Genomic DNA, 24882 nt, shown 5'->3' on the forward strand with positions numbered 1-24882 from the left:
CGCCGGACGGGCTTGATTTCGGGCTGAGGCTCGATGTCCAGTGCGGACGCCGACTCGCGAGGGTCGGCACGGCGACAGCACACATACTTCCGCGCGGCGGCCGCCGCGCGGGAACTGACACCGGTACCTGATACGGCCGGTGCAGCACACAAGGAGAAAACCCATGCCGAAGCCCGCCAAGGGTGCCCGTCTGGGCGGCAGCGCCGCGCACGAGAAGCTTCTTCTCAACAACCTCGCGAAGTCGCTGTTCGAGCACGGCCGCATCACCACGACCGAGGCCAAGGCGCGCCGCCTGCGTCCGGTCGCGGAGCGTTTCATCACCAAGGCGAAGAAGGGCGACATCCACAACCGTCGCCTGGTGCTGCAGTCGATCACGGACAAGGGCGTCGTCCACACGCTCTTCACCGAGATCGCCCCGCGGTACGAGAACCGCCCCGGTGGTTACACCCGCATCACCAAGATCGGCAACCGTCGTGGCGACAACGCCCCGATGGCCGTCATCGAGCTGGTCGAGGCGCTGACCGTGGCGCAGCAGGCCACCGGTGAGGCCGAGGCCGCCACCAAGCGTGCGGTCAAGGAAGACGCGGCCAAGAAGGACGAGACCCCGGTCGAGTCCGTCGAGGACGCGCAGGACGCCTGAGCGTTCCGGAACCACTGAACGGGTCCGCATCACCCTCCGGGGCGGTGCGGGCCCGTTCGGCTGTGCGGGATCTTGAGAGGATGCGCTGGTGAGTGACGAGGTGGAGCCCGGCTTCGTACGGGTGCGGCTGGACCTGGCCTACGACGGCAAGGACTTCTCGGGCTGGGCGAAGCAGACCGCGCGGCGGACGGTCCAGGGCGAGATCGAGGATGCGCTGCGGACCGTGACCCGCTCCGCACGCACGTACGACCTGACGGTGGCCGGCCGCACCGACGCCGGGGTGCACGCCCGGGGTCAGGTCGCCCATGCCGACCTGCCGGACGAGGTGTGGGCCGAGCACGAGGAGAAGCTGCTGAGGCGGCTCGCCGGGCGGATGGCCCCCGATGTGCGGGTCTGGCGGATCGCGGAGGCGCCGCCGGGGTTCAACGCCCGGTTCTCGGCCCTGTGGCGCCGGTACGCGTACCGCGTCGCCGACCGCCCCGGCGGCGTCGACCCCCTGGTCCGGGGCCATGTGCTCTGGCACGACCGGCCGCTGGACGTGGCCGCGATGAACGCCGCCGCGGCGCGGATGACCGGGGAGCACGACTTCGCGGCGTACTGCAAGAAGCGCGAGGGCGCGACGACCATCCGGACCCTCCAGAAGCTGCACTGGGTGCGGGACCCGGAGACCGGGATCATCACCGGGACCGTGCAGGCGGACGCGTTCTGCCACAACATGGTGCGGGCCCTCGTCGGGGCGATGCTCTTCGTGGGCGACGGACGGCGCCCCGACCCGTGGCCGGCCGAGGTGCTGGCGGCCGGGGTGCGCGACCCGGGGGTGCACGTGGTGCGCCCGCACGGGCTGACCCTGGAGGAGGTCGCCTACCCGGCCGACGACTTGCTGGCGGCGCGTGCGGTGGAGGCCCGCAATGTGCGGACCCTGCCGGGGGCTTCCTGCTGCTAGGGCCTGCCCCCCTACGTCGTGGTGAGGTTCGCGGCGGCCGATGCCTGGACCTCGCCGCGGTGGCGGATCCGGCGGAACGTGTAGTCCGTCAGGTCGTCCCCGGCCGCGTACACGTCCTTGTCGGCCTCGGTGGCGTTGTGGCCGTCCGTGAAGCCGCCGACCGTGAAGTACGCGTACCGGCCGTACGAGTTCGCGGTGCGGCGGCAGATCACGCCGTCGCGGCAGAAGACCGGGACGCCCGACCCGCTCAGCGAGGCCAGCCCGCCGCTCGCCAGCCGCGCGGTCCGCTTCGCCTGGGCCTCCGTGCCGAAGACCGCGATGCCCACGGTGACCGCCACGCCGTTCCGGCTGTACGTGGCCCGGATGACCTGGTCGCAGCCGTTGCCGGTGAGGATCGCGCCCAGCGCGCCCTGGGTGGCCGTCGCGCACCGCGCGGTGCGGTGGGTCGCGCCCCTGGCGTACGTACGGCCTCCGGCGGTCAGCTCGTCGCCGGGGAAGAAGGCGTCGACGGTGACCGGGAGCCGGTCCTTGTTCACGTCGGCTATGTAGTCCCGGGGGTCCGGCGGGGGCGGGGGCGCCACCGACGAGAAGGACGGATCGGGGGCGGGCAGCTCGGTGGGCAGGTCGTCCGCCGTGGGCAGCTCGCTCGCGTGCTTCCCGGCGCCGCGGCCGGAGCCGTCGCCGTTCGCGGAGACCACCGCCGTCGCCACGGCCGCGGCGACGGCCGCCGTGGCGAGGACGCCGCCGCCGATCAGCAGCCACTTCTTGCGCCTGGCGCGAGCCGCGGAGGCATCGGCCAGCGCCTCCCAGTCGGGAGTGCCGCCGTTCCCGGGCCCCTCGGATGGCCCCCCGTCCCCAAAGCTCATGCCGCGCATCCTAGACGGCCCGTAATCCGGTTGGGCCGAACCGCCGGAGCCCGTGACAATGCTCTGCATGGGACATCTCGAAGCGGGCCACCTTGAGTACTACCTTCCGGACGGGCGGGTGCTGCTCGGCGATGCCTCGTTCCGGGTGGCCGACGGCGCCGTCGTCGCCCTCGTCGGGGCGAACGGGGCCGGCAAGACCACCTTGCTGCGGCTGCTCGCCGGGGAGCTCCAGCCGCACGGCGGCTCGGTGTCGGTGAGCGGCGGGCTCGGCGTGATGCGCCAGTTCGTCGGCTCGGTGCGCGACGAGCGCACGGTCCGCGACCTGCTGGTCTCCGTCGCGCAGCCCCGTATCCGGGAGGCCGCGCTCGCCGTGGACCGGGCCGAGGAGCGGATCCTCACCGTGGACGACGAGGCCGCGCAGATGGCGTACGCGCAGGCGCTGAGCGACTGGGCGGAGGCGCGCGGGTACGAGGCCGAGACGGTCTGGGACATGTGCACGATGGCCGCGCTCGGCGTCCCGTACGAGAAGGCGCAGTGGCGCGAGGTGCGCACCCTGTCCGGCGGTGAGCAGAAGCGGCTGGTCCTGGAGGCCCTGCTGCGGGGCCCCGACGAGGTGCTGCTCCTGGACGAGCCGGACAACTATCTGGACGTCCCCGGCAAGCGGTGGCTGGAGGAGCGGCTGAGGGAGACCCGTAAGACGGTGCTCTTCGTCTCCCACGACCGGGAGCTGCTGTCCCGCGCCGCGCAGAAGATCGTCAGCGTGGAGCCGGGCCCGGCCGGCAGCGACGTCTGGGTGCACGGCGGCGGCTTCGACACGTACCACCAGGCCCGCAAGGAGCGGTTCGCCCGCTTCGAGGAGCTGCTGCGGCGCTGGGAGGAGGAGCACAAGCGGCTGAAGGCGCTCGTGCACCGGCTGCGCCAGCAGGCGGCGATCAGCCCCGACATGGCGAGCCGCTACCACGCGATGCAGACCCGGTTCCGGAAGTTCGAGGAGGCGGGCCCGCCGCCGGAGCCGCCGCGCGAGCAGGACATCCGGATGCGGCTGCGCGGCGGCCGGACCGGGGTGCGCGCGGTGACCTGCGAGGGCCTGGAGCTGACCGGCCTGATGAAACCGTTCGACCTGGAGGTCTTCTACGGGGAACGGGTCGCGGTCCTCGGCTCCAACGGGTCCGGCAAGTCCCACTTCCTGCGGCTGCTGGCGGGCGAGCCCGTCGCGCACACGGGGGAGTGGAGGCTCGGTGCGCGGGTGGTCCCCGGCCACTTCGCACAGACCCACGCCCACCCGGAGCTGCTGGGCCGCACGCTGGTCGACATCCTGTGGACCGAGCACGCGAAGGACCGGGGCGGGGCGATGTCCGTGCTGCGCCGCTACGAGCTGGAGCGGCAGGGGGACCAGGCGTTCGAGAAGCTGTCCGGCGGGCAGCAGGCCCGGTTCCAGATCCTGCTCCTGGAGCTGTCCGGCACGACCGCGCTGCTGCTGGACGAGCCGACGGACAACCTGGACCTGGAGTCGGCGGAGGCGTTGCAGGACGGCCTGGAGGCGTACGACGGCACGGTGCTCGCGGTGACGCACGACCGGTGGTTCGCGAAGAGCTTCGACCGCTACCTGGTCTTCGGCTCGGACGGGGTCGTCCGCGAGACGTCCGAGCCGGTGTGGGACGAGCGGCGGGTCGAGCGGGTGCGGTGAGGGGCGCGTTTTGACCCGTCCGGGGCCGGACGGGTAGTGTCGACCTTTGTTATGCGTATGGGCTGCGTCCTCGTGACGCGGGGAGCCCCTGCGCAGGTTCTCTGGAGCAGTTACCAGTGGCTCGCATACGGGCGTCGTCCCGGCATTGTGTGCCCCAGCTGCATGATCGCTTCAGAGGTGTCGTGTGTCTGGACCCCATCCACTGAAGAAGCGAAGGCTACGAAGTGCGTACGTACAGCCCCAAGCCCGGCGATGTGACCCGTCAGTGGCACATCATTGACGCGCAGGACGTCGTCCTGGGCCGTCTCGCCACCACGGCTGCGAACCTCCTGCGAGGCAAGCACAAGGCGATTTACGCCCCCCACATGGACATGGGCGACTTCGTCATCATCATCAACGCCGACAAGGTTCACCTGTCCGGCAACAAGAGGACCCAGAAGATGGCGTACCGCCACTCCGGGTTCCCGGGTGGTCTGCGCTCCGTGCGCTACGACGACCTCCTCGCGAACAACCCCGAGAAGGCCGTCGAGAAGGCCATCAAGGGCATGATCCCCAAGAACTCCCTGGGCCGCCAGATGATCTCGAAGCTGAAGGTCTACGCGGGTGACCAGCACCCGCACGCTGCGCAGCAGCCGGTTCCGTACGAGATCACCCAGGTCGCGCAGTAAGTCCGGCCTCCCCCCAAAGACATAAAGAAAGATCTGAGGAGAATCGTGGCCGAGACCACTGTTGACACCGTCGAGGGCACCGAGGGCGAGGAGACCTTCGCCGAGGTGACCACCTTCGAGTCCGAGGTCCCCGTCGAGGGTGAGTACACCTCCGAGTCGCTCGCCGGCCGCTTCGGCGACCCGCAGCCCGCCGCCGGCCTGGGCCGTCGCAAGAACGCGATCGCCCGCGTCCGGATCGTTCCGGGCACCGGCAAGTGGAAGATCAACGGTCGCACCCTCGAGAGCTACTTCCCGAACAAGGTGCACCAGCAGGAAGTCAACGAGCCCTTCAAGGTGCTCGAGCTCGACGGCCGTTACGACGTCATCGCCCGCATCGCGGGTGGCGGCGTCTCGGGTCAGGCCGGCGCCCTGCGCCTCGGCGTGGCCCGCGCGCTGAACGAGGCGGACGTGGACAACAACCGCGCGACCCTGAAGAAGGCCGGCTTCCTCTCCCGCGACGACCGTGCGGTCGAGCGCAAGAAGGCCGGTCTCAAGAAGGCCCGCAAGGCCCCGCAGTACAGCAAGCGCTAAACCGCCTGCTCATCCGCGTTACACGTTCGCCCCGGCGGCACCTCTCGTGCTGCCGGGGCGTTCGTTTATCGACATCCTCGGGCATATAACGACATAAGGCGTTCATAGGCTTGTTGGTTGCGTGATCTGACTTTTGCGTTTCGGAGCACTTTCGGAGGACACCAGTGGGACGACTCTTCGGCACGGACGGCGTGCGCGGTGTCGCCAATGCGGACCTGACGGCCGAGCTCGCGCTCGGCCTCTCGGTGGCCGCGGCGCACGTACTGGCCGAGGCGGGCACCTTCGCGGGCCATCGGCCGACGGCCGTGGTGGGCCGCGACCCACGCGCCTCCGGTGAGTTCCTTGAGGCCGCCGTCGTGGCCGGCCTGGCGAGTGCGGGCGTCGACGTCCTGCGCGTCGGCGTGCTGCCGACCCCCGCCGTCGCCTACCTCACCGGCGCCCTGGGCGCCGACATCGGCGTCATGCTCTCCGCCAGCCACAACGCCATGCCGGACAACGGTGTCAAGTTCTTCGCCCGGGGCGGCCACAAGCTGGCCGACGAGCTGGAGGACCGTATCGAGACGGTCTACGAGCAGCACCGCACCGGTGAGCCGTGGAACCGCCCCACCGGCGCCGGCGTCGGCCGCGTCACGGACTACGTGGAGGGCTTCGACCGGTACGTCGCCCACCTCATCGGCGTCCTGCCGAACCGGCTCGACGGCCTGAAGGTCGTCCTGGACGAGGCGCACGGCGCCGCCGCCCACGTCTCGCCCGAGGCGTTCGCCCGCGCCGGGGCCGAGGTCGTCACGATCGGCGCCGAGCCCGACGGGCTGAACATCAACGACGGCTGCGGCTCCACGCACCTGGCGCTGCTGCGCGCCGCCGTCGTGGAGCACGGCGCGGACCTGGGCATCGCGCACGACGGCGACGCCGACCGCTGCCTGGCCGTGGACGCGGCGGGCGAGGAGGTCGACGGCGACCAGATCCTCGCCGTGCTGGCCCTCGCCATGCGCGAGGCCGGCCGGCTGCGCCGGGACACCGTGGTCGGCACCGTGATGTCGAACCTCGGCTTCAAGCTGGCCATGGAGCGCGAGGGCATCCAGCTCGTCCAGACCGCCGTCGGCGACCGCTACGTCCTGGAGTCCATGAAGGCCGAGGGCTACGCGCTGGGCGGCGAGCAGTCCGGCCACGTCATCGTCCTGGACCACGCCACGACCGGCGACGGCACCCTGACCGGCCTGATGCTCGCGGCCCGGGTCGCCGCGACGGGCCGCTCGCTCGCCGAGCTGGCCGGGGTCATGGAGCGCCTGCCGCAGGTCCTCGTCAACGTCCCGGACGTCGACAAGTCCCGCGTGCACACCTCGCAGGAGGTGGCCGCCGCCGTCGCGGAGGCCGAACGCGAGCTGGGCGCCACCGGCCGCGTGCTGCTGCGCCCCTCGGGCACGGAGCCGCTGGTACGGGTCATGGTCGAGGCGGCGGACATCGAGCAGGCCCGCACGGTGGCGGGGCAGCTGGCGGACGTCGTGAAGTCGGCGCTGGGCTGACCCGGACGCGACATCGGTGAGGGCCCGGCTCCCGAGCCGGGCCCTCACCGCGTTCCGCGGCCCGCCCGGTTACCGGACCGGGTCTCTCTCGCGTCCTGCGGCAGTGGGGCTCGGGCGGTCCAGCCCCAGTTCGTCGAGGATGCGGCTCAGGTCCTCCGGCGCGGCCGCGAGGCGGACCGGTGCGCCCGCGTCGTCGATCTCGGCGATGTGCCAGCTCCGCTGGACGCCGTCGCCGTCGCCGCCCCGGACGCGTCGCACGCGCGTGACGGTGAGGCGTTCCACCGGGATCCGCCGGGCCGCGAACCTGCCCGGACCTGGGTGGGGCGTCACCGCCGGGGGGCCGTCGCCCAGGACGATGTGGGTGCCGAAGCAGTGCGGGTTGTAGTCGGTGTGTTCGAGGAAGCGGGCGGGGAGGAAGAGCTCCGCGGAGGAGCCGGCTCCGGTCGCCGGGGCGTCGCCGGGCGTACGGATGCGGGTCGCGTGCCAGGCCCATACGAGCATCCCGAGGGTGGCCGCCGTGCCGGTGGCCACCCAGGCCAGGGAGCCGGGCGAGCCGAACGGGTCCGCGGAGTGCCGGTAGCAGAACGGCAGCAGCCACACGGCCGTGCCCGCCAGCGCGCCCGCGAACGGCAGGGCCGAGGGAAGCACCTCGTCGTCCGGCAGCCGGCGCCCACGCCGGCGCAGCACCAGAAGGGCACCCGGGTAGCCCGCGGCGAGCGCGGCCAGCGCCGCCATGACGGCCAGCTCACCGGCGCCCGCGACACTGTCGTGCCAGACGTGGTGTGCGCCGGCGACCTCCCTCACCTGCCGGTGCCAGACGGTCAGGTCGACGCGGTCGCCGGGCCGGAACGCGCCGGCGGCCTCGCGGTCGACCCGGAGCCGGGCCAGCGGCCGGCCGTCGGCGAAGTAGAGCCGGCTGCCGCTGTTCCCCTTGCCGGCCGCCGTCCGCGCGATCACCGCGTGCAGGGTGCTCAGGCACTCCCCGCGCTCCGCGGCCGGTGTCGCGGCGGTGCAGGGCACGGCAGCCTTCCAGGCCCGCTCCTCCGACGCGGCGCCCGGCACGGACCAGGCGGCCAGGCCCGCGCCCGCGAGCAGCAGGACGCACAGGATCCACGACACGGCCGGGGAGCGCCCGGCCGAACCGGACGCGATGACGGGGACGTGCGCCGGTCCGGGATCTCCGTGGCGACGGTGCAGCGCACGGAGCGCGTCCAGCCGCGCGTCGAAGTCCGCGTGGTCGCCGGACATCCCGCTCAGCGCCAGGGGCAGCCGTCGGGTGCGTCCGTCGCACAGCAGCACGCTGACGCGGTGGATCTGCTGATTCCGGCCGTACTGGACGTACACGCGCAGCTCGGCGATGCCGGACCACGGCATGGTCCGGCGGCGCAGCAGTGTGCGGGTACGCAGGGCGCTCGCGTCCGCGCTCACCCGGGCGGTGGCCGCGTACAGGGTGCAGAGGCCCACGAGCGCGACCAGCAGTCCCGCGATGCCCAGGAGTCCGCGTCCGTACACGGCGCTCACCGCGGTCAGCGCCGCCCCGGCCGCTCCGAGCGCCACACACCACCACAGGACACGTGCTCCAGTGGCACGGAAGGTCACTTCTCCGGCGTCGGCCATGAGTGGAGCATGTCACCTGCGCGGGTGTGCGAGCCCGTGTAGGAGACAACAGTTTTCGCGATGTTCGTCTCGGCAACGGGCGCCCGTCGCCGGCCGCCGTTCTACGCGTCCGTGGCCGACGACGGGCGCGTGCGGGCCCGCTGGTGGCGGCGGGTCGTCCGCCACAGGGCCTTCTGCACCAGCAGCGTCAGCGTGCCCGCGAGCACGATCCCGCCGAGGTTCGCCAGCAGCTGCTGGACGGACCCGGTCATCTGGCCGTAGTCCCGGTAGCTGAAGGCCACCGCCGCGTTGGCCGCCGCCGGCACGGTCGTCACCGAGATCGCGACCCCGATGAGCGCGCCGGACTTCGCCGAGGTCAGCGAGAGCGTGCCCGCGATGCCGGCGAGGAACGCCACGACGAACGACATCCAGTCCGGCTGCCAGACGAACGCCGTGTTGGGCCGCTTCCCCTCGACCATCGCCCGGTCGAACAGCCCGAAGGCGTCCATCAGCCAGGCGAAGCCGACCGTCAGCAGCATCGCCGCGGCGAACCCGCCGATCAGCGCGGTCAGCGAGCGCCCCACCAGGCGCGGGGCGCGCTGCACCAGCGCGGTCGAGATCCCGGCCAGCGGCCCGAACTCGGGGCCCACCGCCATCGCGCCCACGATCAGGATCGCGTTGTCGAGCATCACTCCGCAGGCGGCGAGCATCGTCGCGACCGCGAGGAACGCGACATAGGTGGCGCTGAACGTCGAGTCGTCGTGCGTGGCCTCGACCAGCTCTTCCCAGAGGACCGCGTCCGACCCCTCGCCCGGCGCCTCCTCCTCCGCCCGGTCGGCGCGCGCGGAGAGTGTCAGGTCCAGGTTCTCGACGGTGATCGCGCCGAACTCGTCGAGCCCGAGCCGTCGCAGCTCGGCGATCAGCTCGTCACCCGCCTCGCGCGCCACATCGCACAGCACCATGTCGCCCACCGGGTCGCGCGAGGCCCCCGGCAGCACCGCGAGGTGCGCGGTGCCGACGGTCCGCCCCAGCAGGTCCGTCACCTCGTCCGTGCGGTCGGCGGGGACGAGCAGGCGAAGATGCAGCACCGAGGAGAACCCTTTCCGGAGTCAGAGCTTGCGCAGGGACAGCCGCTGGACCTTGTGGTCGGGCCCCTTGCGCAGCACCAGCGTGGCACGTCCACGGGTCGGGGCGACGTTCTCCACGAGATTCGGCCGGTTGATGGTGCGCCACATGGTGGCCGCGTACTCCATCGCCTCGGCCTCCGAGACCTGCGTGTACTTGCGGAAGTACGAGGAGGGGTCCTGGAACGCCGTCTCGCGCAGCTTCCGGAAGCGGCTGAGGTACCAGGTCTCGATGTCCTCCGGCTTGGCGTCCACGTACACGCTGAAGTCGAAGTAGTCGGCGAGCCCCACCCTGGTGCGGCCGTCCTTGCCGGGCAGGGCGGGCTGGAGGACGTTCAGCCCCTCGACGATCAGGATGTCCGGGCGCCGGACGGTGAGGCGTTCACCGGGCACGATGTCGTAGATCAGGTGGGAGTAGACGGGGGCGGTCACCTCGTCCTTGCCCGCCTTGATGTCGGCGACGAAACGGGTGAGGGCGCGCCGGTCGTACGACTCCGGGAACCCCTTGCGCGACATCAGGCCCCGCGCGTGGAGTTCCTTCATCGGCAGCAGGAACCCGTCGGTGGTGACCAGCTCCACCCGGGGGTGCTCCGGCCAGCGGGCCAGCAGCGCCCGGAGGATGCGCGCGGTGGTGGACTTGCCCACGGCGACGCTGCCCGCGACGCCTATGACGAACGGCGTCCCGCGCTGCGCGCCCTGCCCGTTGCCCGCGTCCCCGAGGAAGGTGTTGAGCGCGCCGCGCAGCCCGGACGTGGCCTGCACGTACAGGTTCAGCAACCGGGAGAGCGGCAGGTAGACGTCCCGCACCTCGTCGAGATCGATGACGTCGCCGAGCCCGCGCAGCCGCTCCACCTCCTCGGCGGTCAGCGGCAGCGGAGTCTTGTCGCGCAGCGCGCTCCACTCCGCCCGGGAGAGGTCGACGTACGGCGTCGCCGCGTGCTCGGCGCGTCTGGGGCTCCGTGCGGGTGAAGTGATCACGTCTTCATTGTTGCGGCAGTTCCACGGGAGCGGGGGGTGGGCTCGGTCACGTGGGGGAGCGGGTGCACCGGTGCGGGCCCGGTCCCGGGGCGCTGGTAGCCTGCCCGCCCGCCGTTCCCCTACGCAGCAACGAGGTGCGCATGAAAGCAGGCAGAACCGGGGCCGTGGCCGCGCTCGCGGGGGCTCTGGCCCTCTCGGCGCTCACGGCTCCGACGGCGCGGGCCGCCGACACCGGGATCACGGTGTCGCGGGTCGTCGTCAACGGGGGGAAGCCCATCGTGGTGGGCACCACGGAGGTGAAGGAGCCGCCGGTGACGTTCCGGGTCACTCTTCCCCCGGGCTACACCACGGCCGATCCCTTCGCGTACGACGCGGAACCGTTTCTCTACCACGGGACCACACCGGCCAAGGGCATCGACAACGGCGGGCTGCAGATGGGGATCTACACCTGTGACGAGAAGAGCGACCGGATCGCGGACTGCGAGGGGTCGCTCTACGTGGACCCGTACTACCGGCTGAACTCCAACAACGACGCGACGACCTGGAAGATCGGCTTCGTGGGCCGGCTCTTCGAGGGGGACTCCCACCTCGTCGCCGAGGAGTACGGCACCGTCTCCGGTGGTGTCCGGATCCGGCGCTACGCCAAAGCCACCGTCAACGCCGCGCCCGAGCCGGTGGCGAAGGGCAAGCCGGTCACCGTGACCGGCACCCTCAAGCGGGCGGACTGGGTGAAGCACGCGTACACCGGGGTGGCGGACGCGTCCGTCCAGTTGCAGTTCCGGCCCAAGGGCACGGCGTCGTACACCACCGTGAAGACGGTGCGGTCCAGCTCGACGGGTGCGCTGAGGGCGACGGTCACCGCGACCCTCGACGGGGACTGGCGGTGGAGCTTCGAGGGCTGGTCCACCACGGGCGGCGCGGTGTCGTCCGGTGATTACGTCGATGTGAGCGGGGCCGGCGGGAACGTCAGGGAGATGCACGCACGGCCCTGGTGACCTGGGGTGATGCGGGCCGGGTGCTCTTCGGGGGCCCGGCCCGCGCTTCTCGTCGGTGCCGGGTTCGGCAATCCGGAAGATGTAAAGCGGGCGGTTCGACAGCAGTCTCTTCGCACACGTATGTGTTTCCTCGAAGGGACCTCGTATGGATCACTCAGGAATGCCAGGGATGCCCGGGATGGTGTCCACCGTGTCGACGGTGGACACCCTGGGCGCCGTCCTGTTCATCGGCTGGGCCGTCGCGATGTGGACGGCCGTCGCCGTGCTCGCGGTCGGCAACAGGCGGCCGGTGCGGCCGTGGCTGTACAAGGTCGCCGTGGCGCTCATCGGCATCGGTGTCATCGGCCAGGTCGGCCATTTCCAGGAGCACGTCGCGCAGGCCGGGTACTGGATCGCGCACCCCTACGATCCGGCGTGGATGACCCCGTGGGGCAACAGCTTCTCCCGCGGGTTCGGGCAGATCGACCCGGGGAAGCCGTCGCTCGGGATGGAGATCCTGCACCTGATCGGGAACTTCATCTTCCTCGCCGGCCTGGTCGGCATCGTGCAGATCACGCACCGGGTCACCGGACAGCTGAAGTCCCGCAAGTGGGCCCGGATGGGCGTCTGGATGCAGGGCATCCACGGCCTGGAGCACATCGTGCTGACCGCCTCCGTGGCGCTGGGCGCGAGCCGGGCCATCGGCCTGTCGACCTGGTTCGGCGCCATCGAGCCCGGCCCGGCGCTGGCGACGTACCGGATCTGGTGGCACTTCGTGGCCAACGCGGTGGGCACGGCCATCCTCGGGTTCGCCGTCTACCACCTCTGGAAGGAGAAGCGGGCGGTCAAGGACAGCTTCGTTCCGGCGGAGCACGCCGAGGCCGGGCCCGCCCCGGCCGGTGACGACCCGGCGCGCCCCCTCGAACCGGCGGGGCGCCCCTGACCGTGGCGCCGCGCACTCCTCCCCGTACGGAACAGAGCCGGCCGGGCACCCCGAGAGGTGTCCGGCCGGTCGTCCGTGCGGGGGCGGGTCAGTCCGTGCCGGACTCCATCGCCGCGCGGTCCAGCATCTCGTCCTGGTCCGAGACCTCGCCGCGCGAGGCGATGGCCTCGGCGCCGCCCTCGGGGAGCCGGCCGATCAGGCCGGTGGCGGCGGCCTGGGCCGCGCCGATGGCCGGGTTCGCGGTGCCGATCATGCCGAGGCCCGCGTACTGCTCCAGCTTGGCGCGGGAGTCCGCGATGTCCAGGTTCCGCATGGTGAGCTGGCCGATGCGGTCGACCGGGCCGAACGCGGAGTCCTCGGTGCGCTCCATGGAGAGCTTGTCCGGGTGGTAGCTGAACGCCGGGCCCGTGGTATCGAGGATCGAGTAGTCCTCGCCGCGCCGCAGCCGCAGGGTGACCTCGCCGGTGACGGCCGTACCGACCCAGCGCTGGATCGACTCGCGGACCATCAGCGCCTGCGGGTCCAGCCAGCGGCCCTCGTACATCAGACGGCCGAGGCGGCGGCCCTCGTTGTGGTACTGGGCGAGGGTGTCCTCGTTGTGGATGGCGTTGACCAGGCGCTCGTACGCGGCGTGCAGCAGGGCCATGCCGGGGGCCTCGTAGATGCCCCGGCTCTTGGCCTCGATGATCCGGTTCTCGATCTGGTCGGACATGCCCATGCCGTGGCGGCCGCCGATGGCGTTCGCCTTCAGGACCAGACCGACGGCGGTGTCGAACTTCTCGCCGTTGATCGTGACCGGCCGGCCCTGGTCGAAGCCGATCGTGACGTCCTCGGTCTCGATCTCGACCGACGGGTCCCAGAACCGCACGCCCATGATCGGCTCGACGGTCTCCACACCGGTGTTCAGGTGCTCCAGCGTCTTCGCCTCGTGGGTGGCGCCCCAGATGTTGGCGTCGGTGGAGTACGCCTTCTCGGTGCTGTCCCGGTAGGGCAGGCCGTGGGCGACCAGCCACTCCGACATCTCCTTGCGGCCGCCGAGCTCCGTCACGAACTCGGCGTCCAGCCAGGGCTTGTAGATGCGCAGGTGCGGGTTGGCCAGCAGGCCGTAGCGGTAGAACCGCTCGATGTCGTTGCCCTTGAACGTGGAGCCGTCGCCCCAGATCTGGACGTCGTCCTCCAGCATCGCCCGGACCAGGAGCGTGCCGGTGACCGCGCGGCCCAGCGGCGTCGTGTTGAAGTACGCCCGGCCGCCCGAGCGGATGTGGAACGCCCCGCACGTCAGCGCGGCCAGGCCCTCCTCGACGAGAGCGGCGCGGCAGTCGACCAGGCGGGCGAGTTCGGCGCCGTACGTCTTGGCGCGGCCCGGGACCGAGGCGATGTCGGGCTCGTCGTACTGGCCGATGTCGGCGGTGTAGGTGCACGGGACGGCACCCTTGTCGCGCATCCACGCGACCGCGACCGAGGTGTCGAGGCCGCCCGAGAAGGCGATGCCGACGCGTTCGCCGGTGGGCAGGGAGGTGAGGACCTTGGACATAGGAAGATTATGCATCATCTCGCATGATCATGCAACGTGGTCCCGCTGCCCGGTCCTACCCGGCCCCGCTGCCCGGTCCTACCGGGCCCCGCTGCCCGGTCCTACCGGGCCCCGCCTCCCGGTCCTACCGGGCCCCGCCGCCCCGTCCTACCCGGTCCCGCCGCCCGGCCCTACCTGGGAGCCGGTCCCCTCACTTCCGCCAGAACAGGTGGTGCGTCATCCCGCTCGGGCTCGGCACGACGTCCAGGTGGAACCGGTCGCGCAGCTCGTCCGGCGAGTCCCACAGCCGCAGCCCGGACCCCAGCTTCTGCGGCGCCACCGCGATGTGCAGGGTGTCGATCAGGTCGGCGTCCAGGAACTCCCGGACGGTCGTCACCCCGCCGCCGAGGCGCACGTCCTTGCCCTGGGCGGCCTCCCGCGCCCGCGCCAGGACCTCGGCGGGCTCGCCGGCGACGAAGTGGAACGTGGTGTCGGAGAGCGTGAACGAGGGGCGCTCGTGGTGGGTGAGGACGAACACCGGGGTGTGGAACGGCGGCTCGTCGCCCCACCAGCCCTGCCACTCGTGGTCCTCCCAGGGCCCGCGCTGCGGACCGAACTTGTTGCGGCCCATGATCTCGGCGCCGATGTTGTGCGAGAAGTCCCGGGTCAGGTAGTCGTCCAGGCCCCGGCTGCCGCCCGGGTCGGTCCGGTTCGGCCAGCTCGCCGTGGCCCCGGCCCAGGAGAACAACTGCCCCGGGTCGACGTGGCCGAAGGGCCGCTCCAGGGTCTGGTTCTCCCCGCAGGCGACGCCGTCGGCGGAAACGGTGAAGTTCTGGACCTTCAGCAGTTGAGTCATGGGTGCTCTTCTCCCGGTGCTGGGTGACTACGCAAGGGGTGACTCCTCGGGCGGCCCGGACTCATCGCCGTGCACCGTCCCGCTTCCTCATCCCACCGTAAGCACCGCGTTCCCCCGCACCCGGCGCGCCCGGATGTCCGCGACGGCGTCCCCGGTGTGCGACCAGTCGCGCACCGAGCCGATCTCCGGGTGCAGCCGCCCGCCCGCCACCAGCCGTACCAGGGTGGTGAGTTCGGACGCGTACGTGGTGTCGGCGCGGGTGTAGTCGAAGTGGGCGATACGGGCCTGGGCGGGGCCGCCGAAGAAGTCGAAGAAGTCCAGCGTGACGGGGGTGCGGCTCGCCTGGCCGAACCAGACCAGCAGGCCGCCCGGGGCCAGCCGGGCGAGCGCGGCCGGCAGCGAGTCGCCGCCCACCGACTCCAGGACCACGTCGTACGGACCCTCCGCGTCCTTCGGCGACGTCACCACCGCCTCGGCCCCCAGGTCCAGCAGCCGCGCCCCGCGCTCCCGGGTCGCGCTGACCGCCGTCACCGCCGCGCCCGAGGAGGCCGCCAGCTCCGTGACGTAGTGGCCGACGCCCCCGCTCGCCCCGGTGAGCAGGACCCGCCGCCCCGCGACCGGGCCCGCCGCCCGCAGCAGGCGCAGCGCGGTGATCCCGGCCAGCGGGAGGGCCGCCGCCGTCACCGCGTCCACGCTGTCGGGGAGCGGGGCGAGGCTGTGCACCGGGACGGCGACGCGCTCGGCCCAGCCGTACGCGGGCGGGTGGGCGACGACGCGGGCACCGGCGGCCGGGCCGGTGCCGTCGGCCGCCGCCGCTACGACGGTGCCGGCCACGTCCTTGCCGGGCCGCCAGCCGGGCCACCGGCGGTCCAGCTGCCCGTCGAGCTGGAAGGTCTCGCCCCGGTTGACCGAGTACGCCTCGACCGCGACCAGGGCCTCGTCGGCGGCGGGGACGGGCTCGGGGGCCTCGCCGATACGGACGGTGCCGCCTGCTTCGGCGGCGGGGAGTTGCGCGCGCATCCCGGGCTCCTCAGGCGAAGACGACGTTGTGGGCGTGGAGGGTGTCGAAGTGTTCCCGCACGGCGGCGATCCGGCCGTCCCGCACGGTGAACACGGCCAGGCAGTGCTGGTCGTAGCGGGCGCCCTTCCGGGTCAGCCCGCGCGTCCGCCACTCCGCGAGCACCCGCTCGCCCTCCGCGAGGACGCCCAGGAACTCGATCTCCATCGTCTCCGGCACCAGCCGGGCGGTCATCGTGGCGACGAACTCGCCGAAGATCTCGTCCGGCCCGGTCCAGGTGCCCGAGACCGGAAGGTCACCGGCGAGCGTCCAGGTGGCATCGGTGTCGAAGAACGCCCTCAGCCGGTTCATGTCGCCCTCGGCCAGGGCCTTCATGTAGTCGAGGACGATGTCCTTGGGGGTGCTGGTCATGATCGTGTGTCCTTTCCTCTGCGGTTGCCCGAACGCTACGAGGACCGGGGCCGCGGAGGGAAAGACCTGTTCCCGATCGCTCCAGAACCGCCCGGCATCACCGCAGGTCATATGCTGTTCCGCATGTCCGATCTACGGCGCCTGCGCTACTTCCTGGCCGTGGCCATGGAACGCAACTTCACCCGTGCCGCCGAGCGCCTGCACATCGCGCAGCCCGCGCTCAGCCGCCAGATACGGGAGCTGGAAAGGGAGTTGGGCGTCCGACTCCTGGACCGCACCACGCACTCCGTCGAACCCACGGAGGCCGGGCGGCTGTTGATGGAGCGCGGCGCGGCCCTCTGCGAGGAGGCGGACCGCCTCTGGCGCGACGTGCGCGGCTTCGCCGGGGGCGAGACCGGAACCCTGGTGCTCGGTTACAGCATGAGCACGAGTTACGAGACGGCCCCCGCGATCCTCGCCGCCCTGGCGGACCGGCTGCCCGGCATCACCGCCGACACCCGGCTGCTGTCCACCGCCGAGATCCTGTCCGGTGTCGCGGACGGGACCCTCGACGCGGGCCTGGTCCGCTGCCCGCCGCCGACGCCGGAGCTGGTGCGGACGCTCGTACGGCTGGAACCGCAGGGCGTCCTGATGTCCGCCGCCCACCGCCTCGCGGCGCGCCCCGCCGTGGACCCGGCCGAGCTCTCCGCCGAAACGCTCCTCATCCACCCGCGCGAGGCCAACCCGGGCCACTACGACGCGATCACCGGCATCCTGGACCGCGACGGCGCCGCGCCCCGACTCCTCCTGCGCGCCCTGTCGTTCGACGCCGGGCACACCCCGGTCGCCCGCGGCGAAGCGGTCTCGGTCGTCGGTGGCTCCGCTGCGCCGAGCCTCCCCGCCGGACTCGTCTGGCGTCCCCTGACCGGGGGAGCGGCCATCGAACTCCACCTCCTCACCCGGGGCCGGGGCGGCCGCCCGGTCACCGCCCAACTGCTGCGCGTGGCGGGGGAAGTGGCGCGGGATGGTGGGTGGCTGCGGTCGCCGGGAGCGGTGGGGTGACCGGGGACCGGTCGGGTCACCACGGGATGACGGCGAGGGCTTCCACTTCCATGAGCAGGTCCGGCCGGAAGAGGGCGGCCACCTGTACCGCCGTGCTGGCCGGGGGGCGTGCCACGTCGACATGGGCGTCCCGCGCGACGCGGATGGCCGGCAGGAACGCCACGTCGGTGACGTAGAAGGTGAGCTTCGCGACGTCGGCGAAGGTCGCCCCGCCCGCCTCCAGGCAGCGCTTCAGATTCTCGAAGACCTGACGCGCCTGGGCGGCGGGATCGCCCTCCCCGACCAGATTCCCCTTCTCGTCCAGCGCGATCTGCCCCGAGACCGCGACGAGCCTGCCCTCGCCCACGACGACATGGCTGTACCCCTGGGCCGGGGCGACGCCGTCCGGCGCGACGTGGGTCAGCATGGTCTCGACGGAATCCTCTGCTTCGTCCTGCACGGTGCTCCCTCTCATCCGGCCGTACCAGCGGGCCAACGATAGGTGGTGCGGCCGGTGTTGGCGGGGGCCGGCCGGTCGCGGCCGACCCGTTACCCCCGGAACTGCCGGTACGTCAGCTGCTTCACCCGGCGCAGCAGCGGCATCGACTCCACGTGCTCGACGCCGTCCAGGCCGCCCAGGCGTTCGCTGAGGTAGCGGTAGAAGTGGGCCGAGTCGCGGGTGATCACGACCGCGACCAGGTTGGACGGGCCCGTGGTGGCCGCCGCGTACGCCACCTCCCGGTCGGCGGCCAGCGCCGTGCCCACCGCGTGCAGGGCGCGGGGCGCGGCGGTGACGTAGAGCATGCTCGCGTTGCGGTGTCCGATGTGGCCGGAGTCGAACTCCACGTCGACGTACAGCGCGCCCGAGGCCACCAGCCGGGCCAGCCGGCGCCGGACCGCCGATTCGGAGAGGCCGGTCGCCCGCTGGAGTTCCGGGTACGTGGCCCGGCCGTCCCGTTCCAGCGCGGCGACCAGGGGCTCGTCGTCGGCGGTGATGACGGCGGGGCCGGGTGGGGCGGGTGCGGGCGCCGGGGTGAGGGCGGCGGCCTCCTCCGGGGTCAGCGCCCCGCTCTTGTGCAGCCAGCCGGCGGGGCCCCCGTAGAACCGGTGCAGCAGCTGGTGCGCGCGGATGTCCACGATGTGCGGGGTGCGCGGCAGCTTGCCGATGAGCAGGTCGTCCGCGTCGTTCCGGCTGCGCACGTTGACCGTGCACGTCACCTCCGTACCGCCCGACGTCAGCCCGATCCACGACGTGTCGGGCCGCTTGGCGAGCGCCTCCGCGATCGGCATCGCGCCCTCCGGCGCGCACCGCACCCGCAGCAGCCAGTGCTCGAACGACTCCTCGGCGGCCGCGCACCGCACGCCCACCACCCGCAGCCCGCCCTCCGCCCGCAGCTTCCGGAAGCGGCGCGCGACCGTCTGGTCGGAGACGCCGAGGACGGCCGCGATCCGGCTGAAGGACGCGCGGGCGTCCAGCTCCAGCGCGTGCAGGATGCGCAGGTCCAGGGCATCGCCCCGGGTGGGTGATTCCACTCCCGAAGCCCCCTTCCATGTCGGATTCCGGCGCCGCGGTGTCACTGGCTGGGGATTCCGGCCGCCCTCACCCGATCGTACGGGGGTGGCCGCCGGTCACACGGAACCCGCTCGGGAGAAGGACAAGGACATGCGTAAGTGGGGGCCGCTCACCGCGGTCTGTCTGGGGACGTTCATGCTGCTGCTGGACGTCACGATCGTCATCGTGGCACTGCCCGACATGGCGAAGGCGCTCGGCGCCTCGCTCTCCGATCTGCAATGGGTCATCGACGGCTACGCCCTCGCGCTGGCCGCCCTGCTCCTCGGCATCGGCGCGGCGGCCGACCGGCTCGGCCGGCGCCGGGTGCACGTCGCCGGCGTCGTGCTGTTCGCGGCCGCCTCGCTGGCCTGCGGGCTCGCCTCGTCGCCGGGCCTGCTGGTGGCGGCGCGCGGGGTCCAGGGCGTGGGCGCCGCCGCGATGTTCGCGACGACGCTGCCGCTGCTGGCCTCGGTGTACCGGGGCAAGGAGCGGTCCGTCGCGCTCGGGCTGTGGGGCGCGGTGAGCGGGGGTGCCGCCGCGATCGGGCCCGTGGTCGGCGGGCTGCTCGCCGAGGGGCCCGGCTGGCGGTGGATCTTCTTCGTCAACCTCCCCGTGAGCGTGGCCGCGATCTGGCTGACGCTGCGGACCGTGCCCGAGTCGCACGGGGTGCGGGACCGGCGCACCGACTGGGCGGGGACCGCCGCCTTCGCGGTGTTCGCCGGGGCGGCCACGTACGCCGTCGTCCGGGCGGGCAGCGTCGGCTGGGCGTCCGGGCAGACGCTCGCCACGTTCGGGATCGCCGCGCTCGCCCTGGTCTGCTTCGTCCTCGTGGAGCTGCGCGTCGCGCACCCGCTGCTCGACCTGTCGCTGTTCCGCACCTCCGCGTTCACCGGGGTGATGGCCGGGGCGCTCGCCTTCAACATGGCGGCCTTCGGCGTGCTGCCGTACACCTCGATCTGGTTGCAGACGGTCCTCGGACTCAGCCCGGTCCAGGGCGGCCTGGCGGTCCTGCCGCTGGCCGCGACCTCGTTCGTGGTCGCCGCGGCCGGCGGCCGGCTGCTGCACGGGGCGCAGCCGCGGTTCACCATCGGCGTCGGGCTCGCGCTCATCGGCGCCGGCACCCTCGCCCAGGCGGTCCTGGGCGCGGGCTCCTCCTGGCCCGCCCTGATCCCGGGCCTGGCGCTCGCGGGCATCGGTACGGGTCTGGTCTCGCCGGCCATCGCGGGCGCGGCGCTCGCGGCGGTCCCGCCGGAGCGGGCCGGCATGGCGGGCGGCGCGGTCAACACCTTCCGCCAGCTCGGGTACGCCTTCGGGGTCGCCGTGCTCGGGACGGTGCTGACCTCCCGGATGGCGGAGAGCCTGGGTGACGGGGAGTCCCACGCCCTGGCGGGCGGCGGCGCGGCGGGGCTGCGGGCCGCCGGGGTGCCGGAGCACGCGCTGCGGGCGGCGTTCGCCTCGGGGCTGAACACGGCCGCGGTGGTGGCCGGTGCGGTGGGGATCGTCGCGGGGGCGGCGGTGCTGCTGCTGGTCAGGGGGGAGCGGCGCGCGACCGCGGCCGAGGTGCGGGAACCCGTGCCGGTACGCGCCGGATAGCGCTCCGGTCGGCTTGAAATAGGGGTTACTTCTGCGACTATGCGAAGAACAGGGGCTGGTGACCAGGAAGGGACCACTATGTGCGGAATCGTGGGTTACGTCGGCGGGCAGTCGGCACAGGACGTCGTCGTCGCGGGCCTCAAGCGGCTCGAGTACCGGGGCTACGACTCCGCCGGCATCGCCGTCCTCGCCGACGGCGGGCTCGCCGCCGCCAAGAAGGCCGGGAAGCTGGTCAACCTGGAGAAGTCGCTGAGCGAGCACCCGCTCCCGGCCGGCAGCGCCGGGATCGGGCACACCCGCTGGGCCACCCACGGCGGCCCCACCGACACCAACGCCCACCCGCACCTGGACAACGCCGGCCGCGTCGCGGTCGTCCACAACGGGATCATCGAGAACTTCGCCGCCCTGCGCGCCGAGCTCGGCGAGCGCGGCCACGACCTGCTCTCCGAGACCGACACCGAGACCGTCGCCCACCTCCTCGCCGAGGCGTACAGCCAGAGCGGGGAGCCGGCGGAGGCCATGCGCCAGGTGTGCCGCCGCCTCGACGGGGCGTTCACCCTGGTCGCGGTCTTCGCGGACGCGCCCGGCGTGGTGGTCGGCGCCCGGCGCAACTCCCCGCTCGTCGTGGGGCTCGGGGACGACGAGTCCTTCCTCGCCTCCGACGTCGCCGCGTTCATCGAGCACACCCGGTCCGCGATCGAACTCGGCCAGGACCAGGTCGTGGAGCTGCGCCGGGACGGCGTCCTCGTCACCGGCTTCGACGGCCGGCCCGCCGAGGTGCGCGAGTACCACGTGGACTGGGACGCCTCGGCCGCCGAGAAGGGCGGGTACGCCTCCTTCATGCTCAAGGAGATCGCCGAGCAGCCGAAGGCGGTCACCGACACCCTCCTCGGCCGCATCGACCCCGAGGGCACCCTCCACCTGGACGAGGTGCGCATCACGCGAGGCGAGCTGCGCGAGGTCGACAAGGTGGTGATCATCGCCTGCGGCACCGCGTACCACGCCGGGATGATCGCCAAGTACGCCATCGAGCACTGGACCCGCATCCCCTGCGAGACCGAGCTGGCCAGCGAGTTCCGCTACCGCGACCCGATCCTGGACCCGCACACCCTGGTCGTCGCCATCTCGCAGTCCGGCGAGACCATGGACACCCTGATGGCGCTGCGGCACGCCCGCGAGCAGGGCGCGAAGGTGCTCGCCATCTGCAACACCAACGGCTCCACCATCCCCCGCGAGTCCGACGCCGTGCTCTACACCCACGCCGGGCCCGAGGTCGCCGTCGCCTCCACGAAGGCGTTCCTCACCCAGCTCGTCGCCTGCTACCTCGTCGCCCTCTACCTCGGCCAGGTGCGCGGCACCAAGTGGGGCGACGAGATCCGCACCGTCATCCGGCAGCTCTCCGAGATCAGCGGCTCGGTCGAACGGGTCCTGGAGACCATGGAGCCGGTCCGGGAGCTGGCCCGTTCCCTGGCCTCCCAGGACACCGTGCTCTTCCTCGGCCGGCACGTCGGCTACCCGGTCGCCCTGGAAGGCGCGCTGAAGCTCAAGGAACTCGCGTACATGCACGCCGAGGGATTCGCCGCCGGCGAGCTGAAGCACGGGCCGATCGCGCTCATCGAGGACGGGGTGCCCGTCGTCGTCGTGGTCCCTTCCCCGGCCGGGCGGTCCGTGCTGCACGGCAAGATCGTGTCGAACATCCAGGAGATCCGGGCCCGCGGCGCCCGCACCGTCGTCATCGCCGAGGAGGGCGACGACGAGGTCGTCCCGTACGCCGACCACCTCATCCGCATCCCCGCAACGCCTACGCTGCTTCAGCCGCTGGTCGCCGCCGTGCCCTTGCAGGTCTTCGCCTGCGAACTCGCGACGGCCCGCGGCAACGAGGTGGACCAGCCGCGCAACCTGGCGAAGTCCGTCACCGTGGAGTGAGCCGAGACGAACAGTGAGGGTGGGTACGTGATCATCGGGGTCGGGATCGACGTGGCGGAGATCGAGCGGTTCGACGCGGCGCTGGAGCGTACGCCGCAACTCGCGGCGCGGCTGTTCGTGGAGGCGGAGCTGCTGCTGCCGAGCGGCGAGCGGCGCGGCATCGCTTCGCTGGCCGCCCGGTTCGCCGCGAAGGAGGCCTTGGCCAAGGCGCTCGGCGCGCCCGGGGGGCTGCTGTGGACGGACGCCGAGGTGTACGTGGAGGAGAGCGGGCAGCCACGGCTGCGGGTGCGCGGCACGGTGGCGGCTCGCGCCGCGGAGTTGGGGGTGCGGCAGTGGCATGTCTCGCTCAGCCACGACGCGGGGGTGGCGTCCGCGGTGGTGATCGCGGAGGGGTGAGCGGGCGAGGCCCCGGTGGCCTCGGGTGCTCCGATGTGCCGGTTGCGTCCTCGATCGCCGGACGGGCTTGGTTTTGGCCGGCCGCCGTTGTGGCTGTTTGCCGGGCGGGCTCGAATGGGCGGGCCGTCGCTTGGAGGGGGAAGGCTGCGGGGGGCGTTCGATCTGCGTACGTTGAAGGCATGCGTACCGCCTACAGCGTCGAAACCGTACGGGCCGCCGAACAGGCCCTCATGGCACGGCTCCCCGAAGGTGCGCTGATGCAGCGTGCCGCCGCCGGGCTCGCCGCCGCCTGCGCCGGTCTGCTGCGCCGGGCCGGCCGGGTCTACGGCTCCCGCGTCGTCCTCCTCGTCGGCACCGGCGCCAACGGCGGCGACGCCCTGTACGCCGGGGCCCGGCTCGCCCGGCGCGGCGCGGGCGTGGTCGCCGTGCGGGTCACCCCGGGCCGGGCCCACGAGGGCGGCAGCGCGGCCCTGCTCGCGGCCGGCGGACGCGTCGTGGACGGCGCGGAGAGCACCGCCCACGCGGACTGGGCCGGGCGCATCGACCTCGTCGTGGACGCGATCACCGGCATCGGCGGACGCGGCGGACTGCGCCCCGAGGCCGCCGGGCTGGTCCGGAAGTACACCGCGCACGGCGCGCCCGTCGTCGCCGTCGACCTGCCCAGCGGGGTCGAGGCGGACACCGGTGAGGTGACCGGCGACGCGGTGCGCGCGGACGCCACCGTCACCTTCGGCGCGTACAAGCCGGCGCTGCTCGTGGACCCGGCAGCCGAACGGGCCGGGGCGCTGCGCCTCGTGGACATCGGCCTCGGGCCCGAACTCCCCGGGGTGCCCGACCTGGAAGCCCTCCAGTACGCGGACGTGGCCGCGCTGCTGCCCGTGCCGGCCGCCGAGAGCGACAAGTACCGGCGCGGGGTCGTCGGCATCGCCGCCGGTTCGACGCGCTACCCGGGCGCCGCCGTGCTCGCCGTCTCCGGGGCGCTGCGCGCCGGGGCGGGGGCCGTGCGCTACGCGGGCCCCGGCGGCGAGGCGGTCATCGCCCGGCATCCGGAGGCCCTGGTCCACGCGGGCCGCCCCTCGGAGGCCGGGCGAGTGCAGGCGTGGGTCGTCGGCCCCGGGCTCGGCGACGGCACCGAGGCCGTGGCGGCCGTCTCCGACGTGCTGGCCACCGACGTGCCGGTCCTGGTCGACGCGGACGGACTGCGGCTCCTCGACCCGGACGTGGTGCGGGGCCGTACCGCGCCCACCGTCCTCACCCCGCACGCCGGGGAGGCCGCCGCGCTGCTCGGCGTGGCGCGCGAGGAGGTCGAGGCGGGGCGGCTCGCCGCCGTACGGGAGCTGGCCGGGCGGTTCGGCGCCACGGTGCTGCTCAAGGGCTCGACCACCCTCGTCGCCACCGACACCCCGCACACCCCGGTCCGGGTCAACCCGACCGGCACCCCGTGGCTGGCCACCGCCGGCAGCGGCGACGTGCTCTCCGGCCTCACCGGGTCCCTGCTCGCCGCCGGGCTCGCCCCGCTCGACGCCGCGTCCGCCGGGGCCTATCTGCACGGGCTCGCCGCCCGCCGCGCGGCCGACGGCTCCCCGCTCGCCGCGATGGACGTCGCCGACGCCATCCCCGGGGCGTGGCGGGACGTCCGGGCCTGAGCGAAGCTGAGGAGAACGACCGCCGAGGAGAGGTGACCGGCCGTGAGCAGCAGCGGTGACGTGCGCGTACGCCGGGTGTACGACGGGGTCGAGGAGGGCGACGGCACCCGCGTCCTGGTGGACCGGCTGTGGCCGCGCGGGGTGTCCAAGGAGAAGGCCGCGATCGACCGCTGGCTCAAGGACCTCACCCCGTCGGACGAGCTGCGCTCCTGGTACCACGAGGACCGCTCCGCCACCCGCTACGACACCTTCGTGGAGCGCTACCGCGCGGAACTCTCCGGTCCGGCGGAGGCGGCGGCCGTGGACGAACTCGCCGGGCTGGTCCGGGAAGGCGGCCCGGTGACGCTCGTGACCGCCGTCAAGGACGTCGAGCACAGCCACGTACCGGTCCTCGCCGACCACCTGGAACACCAGCTGCGCCACCGCTGACGCGCCCCGC

24 protein-coding genes are annotated in these 24882 nt (G+C 72.9%); 14 read left to right on the forward strand and 10 right to left on the reverse strand.

Features of this window, described 5'->3' with window-relative positions:
* The first annotated feature begins 163 nt into the window (after positions 1–163).
* Positions 164–640: a 50S ribosomal protein L17 gene (rplQ, locus tag ABZ565_RS11365; RefSeq protein WP_018101210.1), complete on the forward strand. Its 477-nt coding sequence runs from the start codon at positions 164–166 to the stop codon at positions 638–640.
* An 88-nt stretch (positions 641–728) separates the two neighbouring features.
* Positions 729–1583, forward strand: a complete 855-nt coding sequence (truA, locus tag ABZ565_RS11370; protein WP_361023615.1) for a tRNA pseudouridine(38-40) synthase TruA — start codon at positions 729–731, stop codon at positions 1581–1583.
* An 11-nt stretch (positions 1584–1594) separates the two neighbouring features.
* On the opposite strand, the gene ABZ565_RS11375 is transcribed toward truA, so the two are convergent.
* Positions 1595–2449, reverse strand: a complete 855-nt coding sequence (locus ABZ565_RS11375; protein ID WP_361023618.1) for a hypothetical protein — start codon at positions 2447–2449, stop codon at positions 1595–1597.
* 58 nt (positions 2450–2507) lie between these two features.
* On the opposite strand from ABZ565_RS11375, the gene ABZ565_RS11380 reads away from it, so the two are divergent.
* The 4 genes from ABZ565_RS11380 (at position 2508) to glmM (ending at position 6897) form a co-directional block, all read left to right on the forward strand.
* Positions 2508–4136 carry an ATP-binding cassette domain-containing protein gene (locus ABZ565_RS11380; RefSeq protein ID WP_361024077.1) on the forward strand — a complete coding sequence of 543 codons (1629 nt, stop codon included), beginning with the start codon at positions 2508–2510 and terminating at the stop codon, positions 4134–4136.
* Positions 4137–4360: 224 nt separating this feature from the next.
* On the forward strand, positions 4361–4804 hold the full coding sequence (gene rplM / locus ABZ565_RS11385) for a 50S ribosomal protein L13 (protein ID WP_018101206.1): 444 nt from the start codon (positions 4361–4363) through the stop codon (positions 4802–4804).
* 45 nt (positions 4805–4849) lie between these two features.
* A complete protein-coding gene (gene rpsI, locus ABZ565_RS11390; protein WP_361023621.1) occupies positions 4850–5374 on the forward strand; it encodes a 30S ribosomal protein S9 in 525 nt (174 codons plus the stop codon).
* Between the two features lie 164 nt (positions 5375–5538).
* A complete protein-coding gene (glmM, locus tag ABZ565_RS11395; protein ID WP_361023625.1) occupies positions 5539–6897 on the forward strand; it encodes a phosphoglucosamine mutase in 1359 nt (452 codons plus the stop codon).
* 69 nt (positions 6898–6966) lie between these two features.
* Here glmM and ABZ565_RS11400 read toward each other — a convergent pair whose 3' ends face one another.
* From ABZ565_RS11400 to coaA, 3 genes are all read right to left on the reverse strand, one after another.
* Positions 6967–8514, reverse strand: a complete 1548-nt coding sequence (locus ABZ565_RS11400) for a PH domain-containing protein (protein WP_361023629.1) — start codon at positions 8512–8514, stop codon at positions 6967–6969.
* A gap of 101 nt (positions 8515–8615) precedes the next feature.
* The gene (locus ABZ565_RS11405; RefSeq protein WP_361023632.1) at positions 8616–9581 is read right to left on the reverse strand and encodes a DUF389 domain-containing protein; all 966 of its coding nucleotides are present in this window, start codon (positions 9579–9581) and stop codon (positions 8616–8618) included.
* Positions 9582–9602: 21 nt separating this feature from the next.
* Positions 9603–10595: a type I pantothenate kinase gene (gene coaA / locus ABZ565_RS11410; RefSeq protein WP_361023635.1), complete on the reverse strand. Its 993-nt coding sequence runs from the start codon at positions 10593–10595 to the stop codon at positions 9603–9605.
* 140 nt (positions 10596–10735) lie between these two features.
* Here coaA and ABZ565_RS11415 point away from each other — a divergent pair, with 140 nt between their 5' ends.
* Positions 10736–11590 (forward strand): hypothetical protein, encoded by an 855-nt coding sequence (locus ABZ565_RS11415; protein WP_361023638.1) that lies wholly within the window; start codon positions 10736–10738, stop codon positions 11588–11590.
* 145 nt (positions 11591–11735) lie between these two features.
* The gene (locus ABZ565_RS11420; RefSeq protein WP_361023641.1) at positions 11736–12512 is read left to right on the forward strand and encodes a DUF6008 family protein; all 777 of its coding nucleotides are present in this window, start codon (positions 11736–11738) and stop codon (positions 12510–12512) included.
* A gap of 88 nt (positions 12513–12600) precedes the next feature.
* On the opposite strand, the gene argG is transcribed toward ABZ565_RS11420, so the two are convergent.
* From argG to ABZ565_RS11440, 4 genes are all read right to left on the reverse strand, one after another.
* A complete protein-coding gene (argG, locus tag ABZ565_RS11425; RefSeq protein ID WP_361023644.1) occupies positions 12601–14046 on the reverse strand; it encodes an argininosuccinate synthase in 1446 nt (481 codons plus the stop codon).
* Between the two features lie 190 nt (positions 14047–14236).
* The gene (locus tag ABZ565_RS11430; protein ID WP_361023647.1) at positions 14237–14881 is read right to left on the reverse strand and encodes a dihydrofolate reductase family protein; all 645 of its coding nucleotides are present in this window, start codon (positions 14879–14881) and stop codon (positions 14237–14239) included.
* A gap of 87 nt (positions 14882–14968) precedes the next feature.
* The gene (locus ABZ565_RS11435; protein ID WP_361023650.1) at positions 14969–15901 is read right to left on the reverse strand and encodes a zinc-binding dehydrogenase; all 933 of its coding nucleotides are present in this window, start codon (positions 15899–15901) and stop codon (positions 14969–14971) included.
* A gap of 10 nt (positions 15902–15911) precedes the next feature.
* Complete coding sequence (locus ABZ565_RS11440) at positions 15912–16310, reverse strand: nuclear transport factor 2 family protein (RefSeq protein WP_361023653.1); 399 nt, start codon at positions 16308–16310, stop codon at positions 15912–15914.
* 123 nt (positions 16311–16433) lie between these two features.
* Between ABZ565_RS11440 and ABZ565_RS11445 the strand changes: the two genes are divergently transcribed.
* Positions 16434–17351: a LysR substrate-binding domain-containing protein gene (locus tag ABZ565_RS11445; protein WP_361023656.1), complete on the forward strand. Its 918-nt coding sequence runs from the start codon at positions 16434–16436 to the stop codon at positions 17349–17351.
* Between the two features lie 16 nt (positions 17352–17367).
* Here the strand turns inward: ABZ565_RS11445 and ABZ565_RS11450 are convergent, their stop codons facing one another.
* Both ABZ565_RS11450 and ABZ565_RS11455 read right to left on the reverse strand, forming a co-directional pair.
* Positions 17368–17757 carry a RidA family protein gene (locus tag ABZ565_RS11450; protein WP_361024080.1) on the reverse strand — a complete coding sequence of 130 codons (390 nt, stop codon included), beginning with the start codon at positions 17755–17757 and terminating at the stop codon, positions 17368–17370.
* A 122-nt stretch (positions 17758–17879) separates the two neighbouring features.
* Positions 17880–18863 carry an Lrp/AsnC family transcriptional regulator gene (locus tag ABZ565_RS11455; RefSeq protein ID WP_361023660.1) on the reverse strand — a complete coding sequence of 328 codons (984 nt, stop codon included), beginning with the start codon at positions 18861–18863 and terminating at the stop codon, positions 17880–17882.
* 130 nt (positions 18864–18993) lie between these two features.
* Here ABZ565_RS11455 and ABZ565_RS11460 point away from each other — a divergent pair, with 130 nt between their 5' ends.
* The 5 genes from ABZ565_RS11460 (at position 18994) to ABZ565_RS11480 (ending at position 24872) form a co-directional block, all read left to right on the forward strand.
* Entirely contained in the window at positions 18994–20475 is a 1482-nt protein-coding gene (locus ABZ565_RS11460; RefSeq protein ID WP_361023663.1) for an MFS transporter, read from the forward strand.
* Between the two features lie 78 nt (positions 20476–20553).
* A complete protein-coding gene (gene glmS, locus ABZ565_RS11465) occupies positions 20554–22401 on the forward strand; it encodes a glutamine--fructose-6-phosphate transaminase (isomerizing) (RefSeq protein WP_361023666.1) in 1848 nt (615 codons plus the stop codon).
* Positions 22402–22428: 27 nt separating this feature from the next.
* Complete coding sequence (locus ABZ565_RS11470; protein WP_361023670.1) at positions 22429–22797, forward strand: holo-ACP synthase; 369 nt, start codon at positions 22429–22431, stop codon at positions 22795–22797.
* A gap of 179 nt (positions 22798–22976) precedes the next feature.
* Entirely contained in the window at positions 22977–24443 is a 1467-nt protein-coding gene (locus ABZ565_RS11475) for an NAD(P)H-hydrate dehydratase (RefSeq protein ID WP_361023673.1), read from the forward strand.
* A gap of 42 nt (positions 24444–24485) precedes the next feature.
* Entirely contained in the window at positions 24486–24872 is a 387-nt protein-coding gene (locus ABZ565_RS11480) for a DUF488 family protein (protein WP_361023676.1), read from the forward strand.
* Positions 24873–24882: the final 10 nt, after the last annotated feature.

This window comes from Streptomyces sp. NPDC016469 (assembly GCF_040632905.1).
Taxonomy (GTDB): Bacteria; Actinomycetota; Actinomycetes; order Streptomycetales; family Streptomycetaceae; genus Streptomyces.